The organism is Streptomyces hyderabadensis (assembly GCF_020404845.1).
Classification (GTDB): domain Bacteria; phylum Actinomycetota; class Actinomycetes; order Streptomycetales; family Streptomycetaceae; genus Streptomyces; species Streptomyces hyderabadensis.
The window spans coordinates 1-22148 of the sequence record NZ_JAIOJZ010000048.1; the positions used below are offsets into that span (position 1 = coordinate 1).

The 22148-nt window shown below is 74.0% G+C and carries 18 protein-coding genes; 14 read left to right on the plus strand and 4 right to left on the minus strand.

Annotated elements, in window-relative coordinates; translation table 11 throughout:
* The first annotated feature begins 268 nt into the window (after positions 1-268).
* The gene (locus K7854_RS28975) at positions 269-1009 is read left to right on the plus strand and encodes a tetratricopeptide repeat protein (protein WP_226029561.1); all 741 of its coding nucleotides are present in this window, start codon (positions 269-271) and stop codon (positions 1007-1009) included.
* Positions 1010-1084: 75 nt separating this feature from the next.
* Here K7854_RS28975 and K7854_RS28980 read toward each other — a convergent pair whose 3' ends face one another.
* Positions 1085-2377: a DUF1015 domain-containing protein gene (locus K7854_RS28980; RefSeq protein ID WP_226029514.1), complete on the minus strand. Its 1293-nt coding sequence runs from the start codon at positions 2375-2377 to the stop codon at positions 1085-1087.
* Positions 2378-2449: 72 nt separating this feature from the next.
* Between K7854_RS28980 and K7854_RS28985 the strand changes: the two genes are divergently transcribed.
* From K7854_RS28985 to K7854_RS29000, 4 genes are all read left to right on the plus strand, one after another.
* Positions 2450-3481 (plus strand): HAD hydrolase-like protein, encoded by a 1032-nt coding sequence (locus K7854_RS28985; RefSeq protein ID WP_226029515.1) that lies wholly within the window; start codon positions 2450-2452, stop codon positions 3479-3481.
* A 112-nt stretch (positions 3482-3593) separates the two neighbouring features.
* Entirely contained in the window at positions 3594-4640 is a 1047-nt protein-coding gene (locus K7854_RS28990; protein ID WP_226029516.1) for a FecCD family ABC transporter permease, read from the plus strand.
* A 68-nt stretch (positions 4641-4708) separates the two neighbouring features.
* Positions 4709-5746 (plus strand): FecCD family ABC transporter permease, encoded by a 1038-nt coding sequence (locus K7854_RS28995; protein WP_226029562.1) that lies wholly within the window; start codon positions 4709-4711, stop codon positions 5744-5746.
* Positions 5743-6624 carry an ABC transporter ATP-binding protein gene (locus tag K7854_RS29000; protein ID WP_226029517.1) on the plus strand — a complete coding sequence of 294 codons (882 nt, stop codon included), beginning with the start codon at positions 5743-5745 and terminating at the stop codon, positions 6622-6624. The genes K7854_RS28995 and K7854_RS29000 overlap by 4 nt, the downstream gene beginning before the upstream one ends.
* Here the strand turns inward: K7854_RS29000 and K7854_RS29005 are convergent.
* Positions 6608-6955: an SCP2 sterol-binding domain-containing protein gene (locus K7854_RS29005; protein WP_226029518.1), complete on the minus strand. Its 348-nt coding sequence runs from the start codon at positions 6953-6955 to the stop codon at positions 6608-6610. The genes K7854_RS29000 and K7854_RS29005 overlap by 17 nt on opposite strands.
* A 42-nt stretch (positions 6956-6997) precedes the next feature.
* Here K7854_RS29005 and K7854_RS29010 point away from each other — a divergent pair, with 42 nt between their 5' ends.
* The 5 genes from K7854_RS29010 to K7854_RS29030 all read left to right on the plus strand — a co-directional run bounded on the left by K7854_RS29010 (position 6998) and on the right by K7854_RS29030 (position 12339).
* Positions 6998-7300 carry a hypothetical protein gene (locus K7854_RS29010; RefSeq protein WP_226029519.1) on the plus strand — a complete coding sequence of 101 codons (303 nt, stop codon included), beginning with the start codon at positions 6998-7000 and terminating at the stop codon, positions 7298-7300.
* Positions 7301-7307: 7 nt separating this feature from the next.
* Positions 7308-8123: a hemolysin gene (locus K7854_RS29015; RefSeq protein ID WP_226029520.1), complete on the plus strand. Its 816-nt coding sequence runs from the start codon at positions 7308-7310 to the stop codon at positions 8121-8123.
* Complete coding sequence (locus K7854_RS29020; protein ID WP_127895512.1) at positions 8120-9025, plus strand: NAD kinase; 906 nt, start codon at positions 8120-8122, stop codon at positions 9023-9025. Before K7854_RS29015 ends, K7854_RS29020 begins: the two co-directional genes overlap by 4 nt.
* Before the next feature lie 167 nt (positions 9026-9192).
* Complete coding sequence (gene recN / locus K7854_RS29025; RefSeq protein ID WP_226029563.1) at positions 9193-10911, plus strand: DNA repair protein RecN; 1719 nt, start codon at positions 9193-9195, stop codon at positions 10909-10911.
* Positions 10912-11190: 279 nt separating this feature from the next.
* Positions 11191-12339 carry a glycosyltransferase family 4 protein gene (locus tag K7854_RS29030; protein ID WP_226029521.1) on the plus strand — a complete coding sequence of 383 codons (1149 nt, stop codon included), beginning with the start codon at positions 11191-11193 and terminating at the stop codon, positions 12337-12339.
* Between the two features lie 38 nt (positions 12340-12377).
* Here the strand turns inward: K7854_RS29030 and K7854_RS29035 are convergent, their stop codons facing one another.
* Positions 12378-14024 (minus strand): PucR family transcriptional regulator, encoded by a 1647-nt coding sequence (locus K7854_RS29035; RefSeq protein WP_226029522.1) that lies wholly within the window; start codon positions 14022-14024, stop codon positions 12378-12380.
* Between the two features lie 89 nt (positions 14025-14113).
* Between K7854_RS29035 and K7854_RS29040 the strand changes: the two genes are divergently transcribed.
* A complete protein-coding gene (locus K7854_RS29040) occupies positions 14114-15067 on the plus strand; it encodes an LLM class F420-dependent oxidoreductase (RefSeq protein WP_226029523.1) in 954 nt (317 codons plus the stop codon).
* A 99-nt stretch (positions 15068-15166) separates the two neighbouring features.
* On the opposite strand, the gene K7854_RS29045 is transcribed toward K7854_RS29040, so the two are convergent.
* Entirely contained in the window at positions 15167-16969 is a 1803-nt protein-coding gene (locus tag K7854_RS29045; protein ID WP_226029564.1) for a glycoside hydrolase family 15 protein, read from the minus strand.
* Between the two features lie 584 nt (positions 16970-17553).
* On the opposite strand from K7854_RS29045, the gene pyrG reads away from it, so the two are divergent.
* The 3 genes from pyrG to K7854_RS29060 all read left to right on the plus strand — a co-directional run bounded on the left by pyrG (position 17554) and on the right by K7854_RS29060 (position 22114).
* Entirely contained in the window at positions 17554-19203 is a 1650-nt protein-coding gene (pyrG, locus tag K7854_RS29050; RefSeq protein WP_226029524.1) for a CTP synthase, read from the plus strand.
* Between the two features lie 86 nt (positions 19204-19289).
* Positions 19290-19925 (plus strand): NUDIX domain-containing protein, encoded by a 636-nt coding sequence (locus tag K7854_RS29055; protein ID WP_226029525.1) that lies wholly within the window; start codon positions 19290-19292, stop codon positions 19923-19925.
* Positions 19926-20086: 161 nt separating this feature from the next.
* Positions 20087-22114: a tetratricopeptide repeat protein gene (locus K7854_RS29060; RefSeq protein ID WP_226029526.1), complete on the plus strand. Its 2028-nt coding sequence runs from the start codon at positions 20087-20089 to the stop codon at positions 22112-22114.
* Positions 22115-22148 lie beyond the last annotated feature (34 nt).

Sequence of the window (22148 nt, forward strand, 5' to 3'; positions counted from 1 at the left end):
GGATCCTTCTTCGTTCCGCCGGGACGACCGGCGTGATGACCGCCGCGACGATCGCCGCGACGACCGCGGTGGTTTCCGGCGGGACGACAACCGTGGCGAGCGCGGTGGGTTCCGCGGGCGTGACGACCGCGGTGGCCGTGGGCCCCGTCGTGACGACCGCGGCGGGCGGCCCGGCGGCTACCGGGGACGGGACGACCGGCACGGTGGCGGCGGTGGCCGGTTCCGTGAGGAGCGGGACCGTGACCGGGACCGCGAGCCGATCAAGCGGCTGCCGATCCCCGAGGAGGTCACGGGCGACGAGATCGACAAGGACGTGCGGCAGGAGCTGCAGAGTCTGCCCAAGACGCTCGCGGAGGACGTCGCCCGGAACCTGGTGATGGTGGCGCGGCTGCTGGACGAGGACCCGGAGGCCGCGTACGGCTACTCCAGGGTGGCCCTGCGTCTGGCGTCCCGGGTCGCCGCCGTGCGGGAGGCGGCCGGGTTCGCCGCGTACGCCAACCAGAAGTACGGCGAGGCGCTGGCCGAGTTCCGGGCCGCGCGGCGGATGACCGGGTCGGTGGAGCTGTGGCCGGTCATGGCCGACTGCGAGCGTGGGCTCGGCCGGCCGGAGAAGGCGCTGGACATGGCCGGTGCCCCCGAGGTGCACAAGCTCGACAAGGCCGGTCAGGTCGAGATGCGCCTCGTGGCGGCCGGTGCCCGGCGGGACATGGGGCAGCTGGACGCGGCCATCGTGACGCTGCAGAGCCCCGAGCTGGCCTCCAACTCCGTGCAGCCGTGGACCGCGCGGCTGCGGTACGCCTACGCCGACGCGCTGCTGGCGGCCGGCCGGGAGCGGGAGGCGCGGGAGTGGTTCGCGAAGGCCGTGGAGTCGGACCGGGACGGCAGCACGGACGCCTCGGACCGGCTCGCCGAGCTGGACGGCGTCGAGTTCATGGACGCCCTGGACGAGAGTGAGCCGGAGGGCGCCGGGGAGAGCAGCCGTTCCGCCGAGGACGGCGAGAAGGACTGACGGCGCCTGACGGCGTGTCGAAGGGGGCGGGACCCGGTTCACGGGCCCGCCCCTTTCGGCGTGTGGCCGGTCCGGTCAGGCGTCGAGGGTGCGCAGCACCAGGCCCGAGGCCGGTTTCGGGCCGAAGGACGTCGACTTGCGGGGCATCGTGACGCCCTGCCGGGCCAGTTCGCGGACGACCTCCTCGCGGACCGGGTGCATCAGCACCGCCGTACCGCCGTCGCGTTCGGCCTTCTCGACGGTGGCCGCCGTGTCGTGGATGTAGGAGATGTGGGCCGCCGAGTCGTCGGGGACGTGCCAGACGTGGGCGAGGAGCGTGGCGTGCAGGACGGTGGCGTCCAGGGTGCGCCAGGCCTCGGGGCGGTCGGTGGGGACCGTGCGGGCCAGCAGGCCGGGGTCCGGCAGGTCGACGAGGTGGAAGGCGCCGTCGCCGGCGAGGAGGAAGGCGTTGCCCGCGTCGGCGGCCTTGGCCAGGGTTTCCAGCGAGCCGTCCCGGGGCGTGTCGAGGCGGCGGACACGGAAGTGGCCGTCCAGGGCGGCGAGGGCGTCGTGCACCGGGACGCCGTGCAGCAGCCGGTGGATGGCGCGGACGCGGAGCGGGTAGCGGGCCGTGTCGACCAGGAGGACCAGGCCGTGGTCCCACGGGCTGGGCGAAGGGTGTTCGGCGCGGAGGGTGCGGTAGGTGGCCCAGCGGTGGTGGCCGTCGGCGATGAGGGCCTGGTGCCGGGAGAGTTCGGCCCGGACGCGGGCCAGGGTGTCCGGGTCGGTGACCGACCACAGGCGGTGGCAGTAGCCGTCCTCCGTCGTCGTGGACAGGAGCGGCGGCTGTTCGGCGGTGTGTTCCACGAGGGCGGTGGTGGCGGGCGCCGCGCCGTCGCCGCGGTAGGTCAGCAGCAGCGGTTCGAGGTTGGCCCGGGTGGCCCGCATGAGGGCCGCGCGGTCGGCGACCACGTGGGGCATGACGTCCTCGTGCGGCAGGACCACCTGCTCGGCGGGGTCGGACACGCGCACGGCGCCGATGATGCCGCGCTGCAGCATGCCTTCACGGTCGCGCTGTTCGTAGACGTACAGGCCCGGCAGGGGGTCGGGGGTCAGGACGCCCTCCGTCGTCCAGCGCCGCAGGGTGCGGGCGGCCTGCTCGTTGCGCGCCTCGGGCGTGGCGGCCTGCGGCAGGATCAGCCGGACGATGTTGTGGGGGTCGGCGGACTCGAGGTGGAGCAGGCCGTCGGGGCGGACCACGACGTCGTAGGGGGGAGAGGTCACGGCGGCCAGGCTGCCGACCCGGTCGGGGTCGTAGCGGAGGCCTCGGAACGGGGTGAGTTCCAGGCCCCGGCGCGCCGTTGCTTCCGGGTGACCTGCAGAGTTCATCCCGGCATCGTACGTGTGTCAGTGGCATGGGGGATGATCGGGGGAAAGGCGACGAACGAGGAGCGATGCGGAATGAGCCGGAGCGTCAGGACGAGGCCCGAGGGCAGTGGGCGGGGCCTGAGTGAGGCCTACGACACGGCGCTGCTCGACCTGGACGGCGTGGTGTACGCCGGGGGGAACGCGATCGCTCACGCCGTCGACTCCCTCGCCGCGGCCCGCGACGGCGGCATGCGGCTGGCGTACGTGACCAACAACGCGCTCCGGACACCGGACACGGTGGCCGCGCACCTGACCGAGCTGGGCATACCGACGGGGGCCGAGGACGTCATCACCTCCGCGCAGGCGGTGGCCCGGCTGATCGCCGAGCAGCTGGCCCCGGGGGCGCGGGTGCTGGTGATCGGCGGTGAAGGGCTGCGCGTGGCGCTGCGTGAGCGGGGTCTGGTGCCCGTGGAGTCGGCCGAGGACGATCCGGCGGCCGTGGTGCAGGGGTTCGGCGGCCCGGAGCTGCCGTGGGGCCGGTTCGCGGAGGCCTGCTACGCGATCGCGCGAGGCGTCCCCTGGTACGCCTCCAACACCGACCTGACCATCCCGGGCGCCCGGGGGATCGCCCCGGGCAACGGCGCGGCGGTGGAGGTGGTGCGGATCGCGACCGGTGCCGAGCCGCAGGTCGCGGGGAAGCCGTTGCCGCCCATGCACCGGGAGACGATCCTGCGGACCGGCGCCCGGCGCCCGCTGGTGGTGGGTGACCGGCTGGACACGGACATCGAGGGGGCGTTCAACGGGGAGGTCGACTCGCTGCTCGTCCTGACCGGCGTGACCGACGGGGCGCAGTTGCTGGCGGCGCCGCCGCGGCACCGGCCGACGTACGTCGACGCCGATCTGCGCGGGCTCCTCACCGGGCAGCCCGAGGTCACCGGTGACGCGGAGGGCGGCTTCCGCTGCGGGGGCTGGACCGCGACGGCCGGCGGGGAGCGGCTGGACCTGGACGGCGAGGGCACGGCGCTGGACGGGCTGCGGGCGCTGTGCGCGGCGGCCTGGACGGCGGGCGGGGAGCGGGGCTGCGGGCTGGACTCGGGGAAGGCGCTGGCGCGGCTGGGATTGTGAGGCGGGATTCCGGGAAGGCCCCCGGTCGCGGGCCGGTGTGTGCCGGGCCGGGGGCCGCCTCGGGAAGGCTCGGGAATCGTGAGCAAATGGCAGGGTAGGCTAACCTAACTGCGTGTTGGTCGACAGTCCTCCCGAACAGCGCGCGGAGACCGCTCCCGCGCCGCCCGCCAAGCGCCGTGTCCTGCGTGCCGCGGGGCTGCCCGTCTCCGTGGCGGTCCTGGTGCTGATCGTGCTGGCGAGTATCGCCGTCGGCGCGAAGGACCTGTCCCTGGCGCAGGTGTGGCACGGTCTCTTCCACGACTCGGGCACCTACGGCGACGTCGTGGTCGGCGAACGGCTGTCGCGCACCGTCCTCGGCCTGCTGGCCGGCGCCGCCCTCGGCCTCGCGGGAGCCGTACTGCAGGCACTGACCCGCAATCCGCTGGCCGATCCCGGACTGCTCGGCATCAACGCGGGCGCCTCGGCGGCCGTCGTCACGGGCATCACCTTCTTCGGCGTCACCTCGCTGACGGGGTACGTCTGGTTCGCCTTCGCGGGTGCGGCCGGTGTCGGCGCGCTGGTCTGGTTCCTGGGCGGCAGCCGGGGGGCCACGCCGGTGCGGCTGGTGCTGGCCGGTACCGCGATCAGCGCGGCGCTCTTCGGCTACCTCCAGGCCGTGATGATCATGGACGACGCGGCGCTGGGCAGGATGCGCTTCTGGACGGTGGGTTCGCTCGCCTCGGCGACGTCCGGGACCATCAGGGAGGTGCTGCCCTTCTTCGTGGTGGGCACGGTCCTCGCCCTCGCGCTCGCCCGGCCGCTGAACGCGATGGAGATGGGAGACGACACCGCCAAGGCCCTCGGCGCCAACCTGAACCGCACCCGGGCGCTGTCCATGCTGGCCGCGACCGTCCTGTGCGGGGCCGCGACCGCGGCCTGCGGGCCGATCGTCTTCGTCGGTCTGATGATCCCGCACATCGTCCGTTCCTTCACCGGCCCCGACATGCGGTGGATCCTGCCCTACGCGGCGATCCTGTCCCCGGTGCTGCTGCTGGGCGCGGACGTCCTCGGCCGGATCGTCGCGCGGCCCTCGGAACTCCAGGTCGGCATCGTCACCGCCGTTCTCGGCGGGCCGGTCTTCATCTTTCTCGTACGACGGCGGAGGACGGCCCAGCTGTGAAGTCCGGGAAGACCGCGAAGACCGGCGAGACCGCGAAGACCGGCGAGACCGGGAAGGCCGTGAGGATTCTGAAGAGCAACCGAGCCGTGCGCAGCCCGGGCGGGCTGTCGTTGCGCCTCGACGTCCGTGCCGTGGTCGTCGTCGTCCTGCTGCTGCTCCTCGCGCTCGCCGCGAGCGTGCTGCTGATCGGCACCGGCGACTTCGACATACCGGCCGCCGACGTGCTGAAGACCCTGGTGGGCCAGGGCAACGCCGGGCAGGAGTTCATCGTCAACGAGCTGCGGCTGCCGCGGGTCCTGGTCGGACTGCTGGTCGGCGCCGCGCTCGGGGTCGGCGGGGCGCTCTTCCAGGCCATCTCCCGCAACCCGCTCGGCAGCCCGGACGTACTGGGCCTCGGGCAGGGGGCGACGGCCGGGGCGCTCGTCATGATCGTCCTGTTCTCCGGCAGCTCGGCGCAGGTCACGGTCGGCGCGCTCGTCGGCGGCCTGGTCACCGGTCTCGCCATCTACCTGCTCGCCTGGAAGCGGGGTGTGCACGGATACCGGCTGGTCCTGGTCGGCATCGGCGTGTCCGCGATCGTCACGGCGGTCAACGGCTACCTGCTCACCCGCGCCGACATCGTCGACGCCTCCCGCGCCGTCGTCTGGATGACCGGCTCGCTCAACGGCCGCGACTGGGACCAGGTCTGGCCCCTGCTCGCGCTGTGCGCCGTGCTCGTGCCGCTTGTGCTCACCAACGGACGGGCACTGCGGATGATGGAGATGGGCGACGACGTCTCGTACGCCCTCGGGGTGCGCGTCGAACGGGTGCGGGCCCTGCTGATGGTGGCCGCCGTGCTGCTCACCGCCGCGGCCACCGCCGCCGCCGGACCGGTCAGCTTCGTGGCGCTCACCGCGCCGCAGCTCGCCCGGCGCCTGACCCGCTCGCCCGGGCCCAACCTGCTGCCGTCCCTGTGCATGGGCGCCGCCCTCCTGGTCAGCGCCGACTGGATCTCGCAGCGGGTCTTCGGCGCCGACCAGCTGCCCGTGGGCGTCGTCACCGGCGTCCTCGGCGGCGTCTACCTGCTGTGGCTGCTGGTCACCGAGCGCAAGGCGGGCCGGATATGAGCGCCCGCACCGGCCACCGCAGCGGGTCGGACAACCAAAGGAGCAACAGCAACGTGAACCGCCTGACCGCCGAGAACGTCACCCTCGCCTACGACCAGCGGGTCATCGCGGAGAAGCTGTCGGTGGAGATACCCGACAACTCCTTCACCGTGATCGTCGGCCCGAACGCGTGCGGCAAGTCCACCCTGCTGCGCGCCCTGTCGCGGATGCTCAAGCCGAGCCAGGGCCGGGTGCTGCTCGACGGATCGGTCATCCAGTCGATGCCCGCCAAGCAGGTCGCCAGGACCCTCGGCCTGCTCCCGCAGTCCTCCATCGCGCCGGACGGCATCACGGTCGGCGACCTCGTCGGCCGCGGCCGCTACCCGCACCAGGGCATCCTGCGCCAGTGGTCGACCGAGGACGAGCGGGTCGTGCAGGAGTCGATGGCCCAGACGGGCATCGCCGAGCTGGCCGACCGCTACGTCGACGAACTCTCCGGCGGACAGCGCCAGCGCGTGTGGATCGCCATGGCGCTCGCCCAGCAGACCCCGCTGCTGCTCCTCGACGAGCCGACGACGTACCTGGACATCCAGCACCAGATCGACGTCCTCGACCTGTGCGCGGAACTCCACGAGGAGCAGGGCCGCACCCTCGTGGCCGTGCTGCACGACCTCAACCACGCCGCCCGCTACGCCACCCACCTCATCGCCCTGCGCGACGGGCAGGTCATCGCCGAGGGCGCGCCGAAGGACATCGTCACCGCCGACCTGGTCGAGCGGGTCTTCGGGCTGCGCTGCCAGGTCATCGACGACCCGGAGACGGGTACGCCGCTGGTGGTGCCGGCCGCCCGCAAGGGGCGTACCAAGCCGGTGGACGCGGCCGTTACAGGAGCTTCCTGAGCCGGAACAGATCGCGCAGGCCAGCCTCCAGCTTCACCCGGCCCGAGCCCCAGGCCCTGGCGAAGTTCAGTTCGCCCGCGACCAGGGCCACCAGGTCGTCGCCGGTCATCGCCAGCCTGATCTCGGCCTTCTCGCGCGGTGGCCCCGCGAGGGTCTCGCGCACCTCGATGCGGCCGTCCGCCATGCGACCGGCGAAGGTGACGTCCAGGTCGGTGATGTGGCAGCTCACCGAGCGGTCCAGCTCCGTGGCCGACCGCACGTCCCCCTCGGCACCGCGCATGTTGTCAGAGAGCTTGTCGAGTGCGGCACGGCACTCCTCAGTCGTCGCCATCGGGACCGACCGTACCCCAGCGCCACGCGGTAGCGTCGGGGCATGAGCGACGCAGTACCGGAGCCGGAGGCACGGGAGACCGACGGGGAGGCGGCCGAGGCGCACGCACCGGAGCGCGACCCCGCCGCCCCCGCCCCCCTTGATGTACCGCGCACCCCCACCGGGAACGCCGAGGTGGACGCCCGGCTGTCCCGGCTGGCTGACGCCGACCACCTGACCACGGACGGACATGTCGAGGTGTACGAGGATGTACACCGGGGGCTGCGCGACGCGCTGACCGCGCTCGACGCCCGCCCGGGACCTCCGGCGCCCCCGCCGCCATCACCGTACGACCGCAGGAGCTGAACCGAACGTGGCAGGAGTCGCACGCCGCCGTCTCGACGCGGAGCTGGTGCGCCGCAAGCTGGCGCGCTCGCGCGAGCACGCGAGCCAGCTGATCGCCGCCGGGCGGGTCACCGTCGGCAAGACCGTCGCGACCAAATCCGCCACGCAGGTCGAGACCGCGGCGGCGATCGTGGTGACCGCCGACGACAGCGACCCCGACTACGTCTCCCGCGGCGGCCACAAGCTCGCCGGGGCGCTGTCGGCGTTCGTGCCGCGGGGCCTGGTCGTCGAGGGCCGGCGGGCCCTGGACGCCGGTGCCTCCACCGGCGGCTTCACCGACGTACTGCTGCGGGCGGGTGCCGCGCACGTCGTCGCGGTGGACGTCGGATACGGACAACTCGCCTGGAGTCTCCAGCAGGATGAACGCGTCACCGTCAAGGACCGTACGAACGTACGCGAGTTGACGCCGGAAGCGATCGATGGGGAGCTGGTGGACCTTGTCGTGGGGGATCTGTCCTTCATCCCGCTCGGGCTGGTACTGCCCGCGCTGGTGCGGTGCACCCGGCCGGACGCCGACCTGGTGATGATGGTGAAGCCGCAGTTCGAGGTCGGGAAGGAACGGCTCGGCAGCGGGGGAGTGGTACGCAGCGCGCAGTTGCGGGCCGAGGCCGTGCGCGGCGTCGCACACCGGGCCTGGGAGCTGGGGCTCGGGGTGAAGGGGGTCACCGCCAGTCCGCTGCCGGGTCCCTCCGGGAACGTCGAGTACTTTCTGTGGCTGCGGGCCGGGGCCGGAGAACTGGACCCGGCCGACGTTGACCGTGCAGTGGCGGAGGGGCCGCGTTGACACAGAACCGAGCGCGTACTGTTTTCCTGCTCGCCCACACCGGGCGGCCCGCGGCCGTCCGCAGCGCCGAGCTGGTGGTCAAGGGGCTGCTGAACGCCGGGCTCGGAGTGCGGGTCCTGGAGGCCGAGGCCCGCGACCTGCCGCTGCCGGGCGAGGTGGAGCTGGTCGGCGAGGCCACTCCGCAGTGCCTGGACGGGTGCGAGCTGCTGATCGTGCTGGGCGGTGACGGCACGCTGCTGCGCGGCGCCGAGTTCGCCCGCGCCTCCGGGGTGCCGATGCTCGGCGTCAACCTCGGGCGGGTCGGCTTCCTCGCGGAGGCCGAGCGCGACGACCTGGACAAGGTGGTCGACCGGGTGGTGAGCCGGGCCTACGAGGTCGAGGAGCGGATGACCGTCGACGTCGTCGTGCACCGCAACGGCGACATCGTGCACACCGACTGGGCGCTCAACGAGGCGGCCGTGCAGAAGGCCGGCGCGGAGAAGCTGCTGGAGGTCGTGCTGGAGATCGACGGCCGGCCGGTCACCGGGTTCGGCTGCGACGGGATCGTGCTGTCGACGCCGACCGGGTCGACGGCGTACGCCTTCTCGGCCGGGGGCCCCGTGGTGTGGCCCGAGGTGGAGGCGCTGCTGATGGTGCCGATCAGCGCGCACGCGCTGTTCGCGAAGCCGCTGGTGACCTCGCCGGACTCGGTGCTCGCGGTGGAGGTGCTGCCGCACGTCCCTCCGGGGGTGCTGTGGTGCGACGGGCGGCGGACGGTGGAGCTGCCGCCGGGGGCGCGGGTGGAGGTGCGGCGGGGGGCGGTGCCGGTGCGGTTGGCTCGGTTGCACCATGCGTCGTTCACGGACCGGTTGGTGGCGAAGTTCGCGTTGCCGGTGTCCGGGTGGCGCGGGGCGCCGCATTAGCGGTCTCGAAGGGGTGGTTCTGTTGTGGCCCGGCTGCGGGTGGTCCGTGGCTGGTCGCGCAGTTCCCCGCGCCCCTGAAGGGGCGCGTCCACTCCCCTGGGTGACAAGGGCGGGCCGGTCGCACTCCCGGGCTCGGACCTCGTAAGGTCGTGTCCGTGCTTGAGGAGATGCGGATACGGTCGCTCGGGGTCATCGACGACGCCGTGGTCGAGCTGTCGCCCGGGTTCACCGCTGTCACCGGTGAGACGGGTGCCGGCAAGACCATGGTGGTCACCAGCCTGGGCCTGCTGCTGGGCGGACGCGCGGACGCGGCGCTCGTGCGGATCGGGGCGAAGAACGCGGTCGTCGAGGGGCGCATCGCCGTGCCCGGCGACGCCGCGGCCGCCGTCCGGGCCGAGGAGGCCGGGGCCGAGCTGGACGACGGGGCGCTGCTGATCAGCCGTACCGTGTCCGCCGAGGGGCGCTCGCGCGCGCATCTGGGCGGGCGGTCGGTGCCGGTCGGGATGCTCGCCGAGCTGGCCGACGAGCTGGTGGCCGTGCACGGGCAGACCGACCAGCAGGGGCTGCTGAAGCTGAACCGGCAGCGGCAGGCACTGGACCGGTACGCGGGCGACGCGGTCGCCGGGCCGCTCGCCAAGTACGCGGAGGCCTACCGGCGGCTGCGGGCCGTCACCCGTGAGCTGGAGGAGATCACCACGCGCGCGCGTGAGCGCGCCCAGGAGGCCGATCTCCTGCGTTACGGCCTCGACGAGATCGCGGCCGTCGAGCCGCGCGCCGGTGAGGACGTGGAGCTGGCGGAGGAGGCGGAGCGGCTGGGACACGCCGAGGCGCTGGCGTCGGCCGCCACGGCCGCCCACGCCGCCCTGGCGGGCAACCCGGAGGACCCCGAGGGCGTGGACGGCGCCACGCTCGTCGCGGGCGCGCAGCGGGCCCTGGACGCCGTACGGTCCCACGACCCGGCGCTGGCCGCGCTCGCCGAGCGGATCGGCGAGGTGGGCATCCTGCTGCGCGACGTGGCCGGGGAACTCGCCGGGTACGCCGACGACCTGGACGCCGACCCGCTGCGCCTCGCGGCGGTCGAGGAGCGGCGGGCCGCGCTGACCGCGCTGACGCGGAAGTACGGCGAGGACATCGCCGCCGTGCTGAGCTGGGCCGAGCAGAGTGCGGCGCGGCTGACGGAGCTGGACGGGGACGACGAGCGGATCGGTGAGCTGACCGCCGAGCGGGACGCGCTCCGGGCGGAACTGGGCGGGCTCGCCCAGGCGCTGACCGACGCGCGGACCGAGGCCGCCGAGCGGTTCGCCGCCGCGGTGACCGCCGAGCTGGCGTCGCTCGCCATGCCCCACGCGCGCGTGTCCTTCGCGATCCGGCAGACCGAGGACCCGGAGGGCGTCGAGGTCGGCGGGCGGACGGTCGCCTACGGGCCGTCGGGCGCCGACGAGGTGGAGCTGCTGCTCGCCCCGCACCCCGGCGCGCCGCCGCGGCCGATCGCCAAGGGCGCGTCCGGCGGTGAGCTGTCCCGCGTGATGCTGGCCGTGGAGGTCGTCTTCGCGGGCACCGATCCCGTGCCGACGTACCTCTTCGACGAGGTCGACGCCGGGGTCGGCGGCAAGGCGGCGGTCGAGATCGGGCGGCGGCTGGCGCGGCTGGCGAAGAGCGCGCAGGTCGTGGTCGTCACGCATCTGCCTCAGGTGGCCGCGTTCGCCGACCGGCAGCTGCTGGTGGAGAAGACGAACGACGGCTCGGTCACCCGCTCCGGGGTGAAGGTCCTGGAGGGCGAGGAACGCGTCCGGGAACTCTCCCGGATGCTCGCCGGCCAGGAGGACTCGGAGACGGCCCGCGCCCACGCGGAGGAACTGCTGGAGACGGCCCGGGCCGACCGGTAGGACTCCGGCGTTCGGGCGGGCGCGCGTCGCCAGTTTTCGGCCGTACGCCGCGGAAGAGCCGGGGGCGACGGCGTGACCTTCACTCGTACGGGTGAGGTGGTTCCGTGTCGTTGTCCCGTCGGGCGTCCGGTCGTGGCGGTCGTCGTTCCCGGAACACCCGTGCGGCCTGGCATCCTTGACGGAGCGGCGCACCGGAATCCGCCCGGCGCGCCCCGTCCGCACCATCCTTCTGTACGTTCTTCGTGACCGTCCCCCGCCGAAACCAGGAGCCGCGGCCAGGTGACCCCCGTGAGCAGCCACCCACCGCACGGCCAGGCGCCGCTGCGCACCGTGCAGGTGCTGGGCGGCGGCAACGCCGGCAGCAGCGCGCACGTGCGCTCACTGGCCGCGGGGCTCGTCGCGAGGGGCGTGAAGGTGACGGTGTGCGCCCCCTTCGATGCGGAGCGCACCTACGACTTCACCGGCGCCGGGGCCGACCACGTGCACGTGCCGCGCAGCAGCGACCCCGTCTCGGTGGCCGCGCTGCGGACGGTGTGCGCGCAGGCCGACCTGGTGCACGCGCACGGACTGCACGCCTCCTTCCGGGCCGCCCTGGCGCTCGGCGGGCGGCGCGTGCGCACCCCGCTCGTCGTCACCTGGCACGACCGGGTGCACGCCGAAGGGGCCCGCGGCCAACTGCTGCGCGTGCTGGAGCGGCGGGTGATGAAGGCCGCCGCCGTCGTGCTCGGCGCCACCTCGGAGCTGGTCGACGGGGCGCGGCGGACGGGTGCGCGGGACGCCCGCCTCGGCCCCGTCGCGCTCCCCGCCCGGCCCGCACGGCAGGCCGGGGACGAGGACCCCGACCGGCTGCGGCCCAAGGTTCGGGCCGAACTGGGCGCCATCGACCGCCCGTTGCTGGTCGCCGTCGGCTCCCTGGAGCCGCACCGGGGGTACGACGTACTGCTCGACGCCGCGCGCGTCTGGCGCCGCCTCGACCCCGCGCCGCTGGTCGTGGTCGCCGGGGAGGGGCCGCTGCGCGGGGAGTTGCAGGGGCGGATCGAGGGCGAGGCACTGCCGGTGGTGCTCGCCGGCAGTCGCGACGACGTGCCCGACCTGCTGGCGGCGGCCGACCTGGCGCTGCTGCCGAGCCGCCGGGAGCCGGGGCGATCGGTCCTCGCCCAGGAGGCACTGCACGCACGCGTGCCGCTCGTCGCCGGTGCCGTCGGCGGCATCCCCGAGCTGGTCGGCGACGCCGCCGAACTGGTGGAGCCGGGGGACGCGCGGGCCCTCGCCGAGGCCGTGGTCCGCCTGCTCGCCGACCCGGCGCGGCGGGAGGAGCTGCGGGAGCGGGGCGCACGGCAGGCGGCCACCTGGCCGACCGAGGACGAGACCGTCGCCCAGGTGCTGAGCATCTACGACGAGTTGACGCAGCCCACGCCGTTGCTCTAGGCATCCGCCTCCGGGCCCCGCCCGCCCGGGAGCGTCCGCTACGGCACGTGCCGGCGGGCCCGCAGGGCGAGGCTCAACGCCAGTACGGTCTGCGGGTCGTCGAGGTCCGTGCCCAGCAACTCCCCGATCCTGGCCAGCCTGTTGTAGAGGGTCTGCCGGTTGAGGTGGAGTTCGCGCGCCGTCTCCGCCTTGCGGCCGGCGTGGGCCAGATACGTCTGGAGGGTGGGCAGCAGGGGCGGTTTCGAGCGGTCGTCGTGGTCGCGCAGCGGGCCGATCGCCCGGTCCACGAACGCCGCGAGGTCCGGGTGGTCCCGCAGCCGCCACAGCAGCAGGTCGATGTCCAGGCGCCGCGCGTCGTACCAGGGCCGGTCGGTGAGGCCCTGCGCCGCGGCCGCCGTCTCGGCCGCGTGCCTGAGGCCGGCCGAGGCCGCCGCCCAGCCGCCGGACACCCCGACGACCACGACCGGCGGCTGCGCTCCCGGGCGCTGCATCCCGGCCCGTTCCACGCCCGCCCGCAGCGCCGCGGCGACCCGGTCGGCGACCGCCGTCCGTTCCGTCTCCGAGCGCAGCCCCAGCAGCAGCGGGACCCGGCCCTCCACCGGCCGCACGCCCAGCAGGACCGGCACCCCCACCGAGGCCAGCTCCTCGGCGACCGCGCGCGCCAGCACCGCCCAGCCGCCGCCCGCGGGGGACAGGGCGTCGCCGAGCCGCATCACCACCGGCAGCAGTGGTCCCGAACCCGGTTTGAAGCCCAGGACCCGGGCCTGCGCCGGGGCGTCCTCCGCGCTGATCCGGCCCTCGGCCAGGTCGGTGAGGAAGTCGCCCCGCCCGCGCGCCGCCAGCTCCTCCTCCTGCCGTGCCTGCATCAGCACCACGGCGAGGATGCCCGCCGCCCGCTCCGCCGCCATCCGGTGCACCGGCGCCGGCGCGGACCGTACCGGCAGCAGGACGAGGCGGGCCCGGACCGACCCGGTGCCGGGGCCGCCGCCGGGCACGTCCACGAGGACCGAGCCCGCCGGGGGCGGCGCGTCCTTGTGCGGGCCCCGCAGCCCCTCCCAGACCTGGAGGGGGTCGGCGCCCTCGGGACCGGAGCCGGCGGCGTACAGCAGGCGGCCGTCGGTGGTCTCCAGGAAGACCGGGTTGCCGGCGAAGTCGGCCAGGATGGCGAGGACCTGGGGGACACCGCCGCCGCCCAGCAGGGCCTCGGTGCAGCGGCGGTGCACCTCCTCGGCCCGCTGGAGCAGCGCGTAGTGGCCGTTGACGATCTCGGTGTGGATCTCCTCGGTGACCGTCACGAACGGCACCTCGCGGTGCAGCTGCACCAGCGGCAGCCCGGCCGTGCGGGCCGTGTCGACCAGGGCCGCCGGGAGCCGGGTGAAGCGCGGGCCCAGCTCCACGACGAGCGCCGCGATGCCGCGCTCGGCCAGCGTGCGCACGAACGCCCGCTGCTCGGCGGGACGGGTGCCGAGGCCGTACCCGGTGGTCAGCAGCAGTTCGCCGCCCTTGAGGAGCGAGGCGATGTTGGGCACCTCACCCGCGTGCACCCAGCGCACCGTGCGCTGCATGCGGTCGGCGCCCGCGAGGATCTCCGGCAGTCCGCTGCGCAGGCCGGGCAGCTCCAGGGCCCGGCGGACGGTGATCCCGGCGCCCTGCGTGTCGAATCCGCTGTTCGTGCCGCTGTCCATGAGCCGGACGCTACCCGGCGCGGCCCCCTCCGGGACATCCGCCCGGCCTCCGCCGGGTCGGCGGGCGCCCGCTGGGTAGGGCACCGGGCATGGACATCACCGTCGTGGCCGCCGCACGTGAGGACGCCAGCCCCCTCGACGAGCCCCTGCGGGTGGCGCAACAGGCCGACCGGCTGGGATACCCCGAGGTGTGGCTGGGGGAGGGGCCGACCTGGGACGCCTTCGTCCTGGCCGCGGCCGCCGGGGCGGGCACGCGGCGGATCGCGCTCACCGCCGGGCCGGTCGCCGTGTCGGTGCGCGACCCGCACGGCATCGCGCGGGGTGCCGCCTCGGTGGCCGCGGTCACCGGACGCCCGGTCGGCGTGGCGCTGGGCACGTCCAGCAAACGGGTCGTCGAGGGCGTGCACGGCCGGGCCCGGGAGCGTCCGGCGGCCGTGCTGGAGGCGACCGCCGCGGCGGTCCGGGACCTCCTCCGCGGGGCGCCGGGCGAGCCCGTCGTGCCCGGCAGCGCCTTCCCGCGCCGCCACCGGCCGCCGGGCGGTCCGCTCACGGTGGCGGCCTTCGGCGACCGCGCGATCTCCGTCGCCGCCCGGTACGCCGACCGCATGCTCCTCGACGTGGTCTCGCCCGGGCAGGTCCGCGCCCTGCGCGCCAAGCTGCTCGCCGCGGCCGGTGCGGCCGGGCGCACCCCGCCGGCGCTGGCCGCGTGGGTGCCCGCCGCCGTCGACCCGGACCCCGCCTCGCTCGCCCAGGTCAAGCGCAGCGTCGTGGGCTACCTCACGGTGCCCGGCTACCGCGAGGTGTTCGAGGAGTCCGGCTTCGGCGACGCGGTCGCGCTGGCGCGCACGGGAGCCGACGCGGACACCCTCCTGCGTGCGCTGCCGGAAGAGGCCGCGGCCACCGTCGGACTGATCGGCGACGTCGCCGCCGTACGGGCCCGGATGGACGCCTACGCGCAGGCGGGCCTGGACGAGATCGCCCTGGTCCCGGCGACGGCCGGCGACCCGGGCGGCGAACGGACCCTGACCGCACTGGCGCCCTGAGCGGACCACGAGCACGGGCAGCCGCCGGCACGGGCTCCCGGTGCGGGCACCGGACTCCCCGCGACGGCACGGACTCCCGGCGGCGGGGCCGGTGTCCTGTCAGCCGCCGTACGCGCCGCTCGCCGTCAGCCTCAGGGCCGTGTCGATCAGCGGCACGTGGCTGAAGGCCTGCGGGAAGTTGCCGACCTGGCGCTGCAGGCGGGGGTCCCACTCCTCGGCGAGGAGGCCGAGGTCGTTGCGCAGCGAGAGCAGCTTCTCGAAGAGCTTCCGGGCCTCGTCGACGCGGCCGATCATCGCCAGGTCGTCGGCCATCCAGAAGGAACAGGCGAGGAAGGCGCCCTCGTCACCGGGCAGACCGTCGACGCCCTCGTCCTTGCCGTCCGTCGGGTAGCGCAGGATGAAGCCGTCCGAGGTGGACAGCTCGCGCTGGATCGCCTCGATGGTGCCGATGACCCGCTTGTCGTCCGGCGGCAGGAAGCCCATCTGCGGGATCAGCAGCAGGGAGGCGTCCAGCTCCTGGGAGCCGTAGGACTGCGTGAAGGTGTTGCGTTCCTTGTCGTAGCCCTTCTCGCACACGTCCCGGTGGATGTCGTCGCGCAGTTGCTTCCAGCGCTCCAGCGGGCCGTCCGCGTCGCCGGACTCGATCAGCTTGATGGTGCGGTCGACCGCGACCCAGGCCATCACCTTGGAGTGCACGAAGTGGCGGCGCGGGCCGCGCACCTCCCAGATGCCCTCGTCCGGCTCGTGCCAGTGGTCCTCCAGGTAGCGGATCAGCTTCAGCTGGAGCACCGAGGCGTAGTCGTTGCGGGCCAGGCCGGTCATGTGGCCCAGGTGCAGGGCCTCGGTCACCTCGCCGTAGACGTCTAGCTGGAGCTGGTGCGCCGCGCCGTTGCCGACCCGGACCGGCGTCGAGTTCTCGTAGCCCGGCAGCCAGTCCAGCTCCGCCTCGCCCAGCTCCCGCTCGCCGGCGATGCCGTACATGATCTGCAGGTTCTCGGGGTCGCCGGCGACCGCGCGCAGCAGCCACTCGCGCCAGGCCCGGGCCTCCTCGCGGTAGCCGGTGCGCAGCAGCGAGGACAGGGTGATCGCGGCGTCGCGCAGCCAGGTGTAGCGGTAGTCCCAGTTGCGCACGCCGCCGATGTCCTCCGGCAGGGAGGTGGTGGGCGCGGCGACGATGCCGCCGGTGGGGGCGTACGTCAGCGCCTTCAGCGTGATCAGGGAGCGGACCACGGCCTCCCGGTAGGGGCCGTGGTACGTACAGTGCCCGACCCAGTCGCGCCAGAAGTCCTCGGTGGCCACCAGCGACTGCTCGGGCTCCGGCAGCGCCGGCGCCTCCTTGTGCGAGGGCTCCCAGGAGATCGTGAACGCCACCCGGTCACCCGGCGCCACCGTGAAGTCCGCGTACGTGGTCAGCGCCTTGCCGTAGGTCTCCGCCTCCGTGTCGAACCACACGGAGTCCGGGCCCGCGACGGCCACCGTGCGCCCCTCCTGCTTGTGCACCCAGGGGACCACCCGGCCGTAGCTGAACCGCATCCGCAGCTCCGAGCGCATCGGCACCCGGCCGGAGACGCCCTCCACGATCCGGATCAGCTGCGGGGCGCCGTCGCGCGGCGGCATGAAATCGATCACCCGGACGGTGCCGCGCGGGGTGTCCCACTCGGACTCCAGGATCAGCGAGTCGCCGCGGTAGGTCCGCCGGGCCGAGGTGGGCGGTTCGGCGCCGGGAGCGTAGGCGGGGCCGAGCCGCCAGAAACCGTGCTCCCCGGTACCCAGCAGGCCGGCGAAGATGGCATGCGAGTCGAAGCGGGGCAGGCACAGCCAGTCGACTGTGCCGTCCCGGCAGACCAGGGCAGCGGTCTGCATGTCTCCGATGAGTGCGTAGTCTTCGATGCGCCCGGCCACGTGCAACTCCAGTCGAACGGCCACGTCACCCCGCATGGGGGCGGTCGCTAGTGCGGTCAGCGGTCAAGGGTGGGGTCAGGGGTGTGTGTCAGGGATTGTGTGTCGAGGCGTCTGTCCTGCGCGCCATGCCTCGTTGAGCCATGAAGCAAAGCAGCCGACCGGCCGTGCGGCCAAACGGAGTGCCTCGAAGGACAATTGTTTCTCAACGAACTGACGAGCTCTCGTTGTTCCGGTGCTGACGGGCGAGGGGTGGTGCCGTGTCGCCGGGCGGGCTCGGCAGCGAACGTCCGAGCAGGATACGACGCACGTAGATGATCTGTGTGCCGCTCCGGGCAACCCGGGTCCGCCGAACGGGTGACCACCGGGTGAGGAAACGGTGACGGTCCCGTCTGCGTGTCCGGACGTGCGCGGAGGGTGGCCGGAAGCCATCGCCCCGAGGCGCTGATACGCTGGTAGCCCGTGGACCGGTGGGAGAAGAACCCCGGAACCGCAGCGACGGCGCCGCCGACGACACCCGGGACGACCGGGGCGGAGGACGAACGCACCGCACCCCAGACCGCGACCACGGGAGCCCCCTCTTGGCCATGCCGCCCAAATCCTCGACGACCAAGCACATCTTCGTCACCGGGGGTGTCGCCTCCTCGCTCGGCAAGGGGCTCACCGCCTCCAGCCTCGGCATGCTGCTCAAGGCCCGGGGCCTGCGCGTCGTGATGCAGAAGCTCGACCCGTACCTGAACGTCGACCCCGGCACGATGAACCCCTTCCAGCACGGTGAGGTGTTCGTCACCAACGACGGCGCCGAGACCGACCTGGACATCGGCCACTACGAGCGCTTCCTCGACCGCGACCTCGACGGCTCGGCCAACGTGACCACCGGCCAGGTGTACTCCACGGTGATCGCCAAGGAGCGGCGCGGCGAGTACCTGGGCGACACCGTCCAGGTCATCCCGCACATCACCAACGAGATCAAGCACCGCATCCGGCGCATGGCGACGGACGAGGTCGACGTCGTGATCACCGAGGTCGGCGGCACGGTCGGCGACATCGAGTCGCTGCCGTTCCTGGAGACCGTCCGCCAGGTCCGGCACGAGGTCGGCCGCGACAACGTGTTCGTCGTCCACATCTCGCTCCTGCCCTACATCGGCCCTTCGGGTGAGCTGAAGACCAAGCCGACCCAGCACAGCGTCGCCGCCCTGCGCAACATCGGCATCCAGCCGGACGCGATCGTGCTGCGCTGCGACCGCGAGGTCCCGACCGCGATCAAGCGCAAGATCTCCCTGATGTGCGACGTCGACGAGGCGGCCGTGGTGGCCTGCCCCGACGCCCGCTCCATCTACGACATCCCCAAGGTCGTGCACACCGAGGGCCTGGACGCCTACGTCGTCCGCAAGCTGGACCTGCCGTTCCGCGACGTGGACTGGACGACCTGGGACGACCTGCTCGACCGGGTGCACAAGCCCGAGCACGAGATCACCATGGCGCTCGTCGGCAAGTACATCGACCTGCCCGACGCCTACCTCTCGGTCACCGAGGCGCTGCGCGCGGGCGGCTTCGCCAACAAGGCCCGCGTGAAGATCAAGTGGGTCACCTCCGACGACTGCAAGACCCCGGCCGGCGCCAAGGCCCAGCTCGGCGACGTCGACGCGATCTGCATCCCCGGCGGCTTCGGCGACCGCGGGGTGCTCGGCAAGGTCGGCGCGATCAAGTACGCCCGCGAGAACCGGATCCCGCTGCTCGGCCTCTGCCTGGGCCTGCAGTGCATCGTCGTGGAGGCCGCGCGCAACCTGGCCGGCATCTCGGACGCCAACTCCACCGAGTTCGACCCGGCCACCGCCCACCCGGTCATCTCCACCATGGCCGAGCAGCTGGACATCGTGGCCGGCGAGGGCGACATGGGCGGCACCATGCGGCTCGGCATGTACCCGGCCAAGCTGGCCGAGGGCTCCATCGTCCGCGAGGTCTACGACGGCAAGGAGTACGTCGAGGAGCGGCACCGCCACCGCTACGAGGTGAACAACGCCTACCGCGCGGAGCTGGAGAAGAAGGCGGGCATCGTCTTCTCGGGCACCTCCCCGGACGGCAAGCTCGTCGAGTACGTCGAGTACCCGCGCGACGTGCACCCCTACCTGGTCGCCACGCAGGCCCACCCGGAGCTGCGCTCGCGCCCGACCCGTCCGCACCCGCTGTTCGCCGGGCTGGTCAAGGCCGCGGTCGAGCGGAAGACGTCGAAGTAACACACCAGTTGTACGGTGGCCGGGGCGCGCGCATTCAACGGCGCGGGCCCCGGCTTTCGCGTACGTCTGGAAGGGCAGGTCAGGCAATGACGGGCAGCACGATCAAGGACACTCCCGAGGAGTGGGAGATCCGGGGCAGCCAGACCCCCTTCCGGGGCAAGAAGACCTCGGTCCGCACGGACGACGTGGTCATGCCCGACGGCTCCGTGGTGTCCCGCGACTACCAGGTCCACCCCGGCTCGGTCGCCGTCCTCGCCCTGGACGGGGAGGGCCGGGTGCTGGTCATCCGGCAGTACCGGCACCCCGTCCGCGAGAAGCTGTGGGAGATCCCGGCCGGGCTGCTCGACGTCCCCGGCGAGAACCCGCTGCACGCCGCCCAGCGCGAGCTGTACGAGGAGGCGCACGTCAAGGCCGAGGACTGGCGGGTGCTGACCGACGTCTACACCACGCCGGGAGGCTGCGACGAGGCCGTGCGGATCTTCCTCGCCCGGGACCTGTCCGAGGCCGCCGGCGAGCGCTTCGAGGTCGAGGACGAGGAGGCCGACATGGAGCTGGCGCGGGTGCCCGTCGCCGACCTGGTCCGGGGGGTGCTCGCGGGCGAGCTGCACAACAACTGCCTGGTCGTGGGCGTCCTCTCGCTGGTCGCCGCCGAGCAGGGCGACGGACTCGACGCGCTCCGTCCGGCCCAGGCGCCGTGGCCGGCGCGGCCCTTCGAGGCCTGAGGACGCCTTCAGGCGCATTGGTGTGACCATCGGCTGATCCGATCGGGGGATGTGCCCGCCACGCTCCACCGGGAACGTCGCAGAGCGTGAACTAGGCTCTCAAACGCCCGAACCGGGCTTCCGGCGGGCACCGGCGTGCGGTGGGATCGGGAGTGTGGCCCGTGACGGATCAGGCGGTGGACACGGACGGCGTACGACTGTCCCGGGACCCTGCTGCGGACAGTGGATTCCTGGGCCGCACCCGGGAGCTGAAGGAGCTGCGCGCGGACATCGAGCGCGCCGGCCTCGACACCCTCTCCGGCCGCAAGGCACCCCGGGCGCGCGTGCTGCTCATCGCGGGCCGGCCCGGCTCGGGGCGCACCGCGCTCGCGGAGGAGCTGGCCGCGCGGGTCGCGGACGACTACCCCGACGGCGTGCTGCGGGCCCGGCTGAGCGAGCCGGACGGCACCCGCGTCCCCGTCGAGCGCCTCGCCCGGGATCTGCTCACCGAACTGGACCGCACCGCCCCGCCCGGCGCCGACGAGGACGACCTCACCGAGGCGCTGCGCACCGCGCTCGCCGACCGCAGGGTGCTGCTCCTGCTCGACTCCGTCGCCGACGCCGAGCAGGTCGACGCGCTGCTGCCGGACACCCCTCACTGCTTGGCCGTCGCCGTGGCCGAGGGCCCGCTGACCGGCATCGCGGACGTCCGCCCGTGCACGCTGGGCGGCCTGGACACCAAGTCGGCCGTGGAGCTGCTGTCCCGCCACACCGGCTCGGTCCGCATCACCGTCGACCCCCGGGCGGCCGAACGGCTGGTCGAGCTGTGCCAGGCCCAGCCCGCCGCGCTGACCCTGGCCGGCGGCTGGCTCGCGGCCCGCCCCCAGGCGGCCGTCGCCGACCTCGCCAAGCACGTGCACGCGGAGAGCCACGAGGAGGGCCCGCTCGGCCGCGTCTTCGGCCTCGTGTACGCCTCCCTGCCCAGCACCGCCGCCCGGATGCTGCGGCTGCTCTCCCTCGCCCCGGCGGGCCTGGTGGACCCGCACACCGCCTCCGCGCTCGCCGGCTGCTCGGTGAGCGGCGCCCGCACCACCCTGGACGACTTCGTCGCCCACGGACTGCTGCGCGCCGTCGACTCGCCGCTGCCCGAGTACGCGGTCCCCGGGTGCCTGCACGCCCGGCTGAGCGCCCTGGCCCGCAAGCACGACCGGCCCGCCGAGCTGCAGCTGGCCCGCGCCCGCATGCTGGAGCGCACGGTGCGGCTGCTCCAGTCCTGCCGGGCGGTCACCGAGACCGACAGCCCGCAGTCCCGCGAGAAGCTCCTCGCCACGCCGCGCGACCTGCGCTTCCCGCACCCGAGGGCCGCCGCCGACTGGCTGCGCGCCCGGCGCCCCGCCCTGCTGGCCGCGGCCCGCCTCGCGGTCGCCGACGGCGAGCTGGACACCCTCGCCCGCAGACTCATGTCCCAGCTGGTGCGGGCCATGGTGGCCCACTTCGGCACCCGGGCCGCGGCACCCGACCTGTACGGCATCCACCGGCTCGTCCTCGACGTGGCCGAGCGCCGCGAGCTGCCCCGGGAGCGGGCGGCGGCCCTGCTGAACCTGGCCGACCTGGACGCCCGCACCGGCCGCACCGCCGAGGCCCTGGTGCGCTACCGGGCGGCACTGGACGCCGGGCGCGAGGCGAACGACCCGTACGCGACCGGACGCGCGATGGAATCCGTCGGCGGCGCCCACCTGGAGCTGGGCGACTACGACCGCGCCGCCGACTGGTTCGGCCGGGCCCTCGCCCAGCGCCTCGCCCGTGACGAGCGCGCCGACGCCGCCCGGGTCTACGGCCGGCTCGCCACCGCCCACACCTACGCCGGTCGCTACGGCGAGGCGGTGCGGTCCTGGCGCGCGGCCGCCGCCGGGTACCGCAAGGCCGGCGACGTGGCCGCGCACGCGCGGGCGCTGGCCGAGCTGGCGCGGGTCCAGGAGTACGCCGGGCGGCCCGAGGAGTCGCTGCGCACCTGCCGGGAGGCCGTCGACTGGGCCCGCCGGGCCGAGGACGACCGGCTCCAGGCCGCCCTGCACCTGCGGCTCGCCGACACGCTCGACCGGCTCGGCGACCCCACGGCGGCCGGGCTGGAGCGGAGCGCGGCCGAGCGGATGTTGAGGGAAGATCCCGCGGACGCCTGCGAAATCCGCAGCGCATCGTCGGAAGATTAATGCTTTGAAAGGCTAGACAGAGGGAACACCTTCA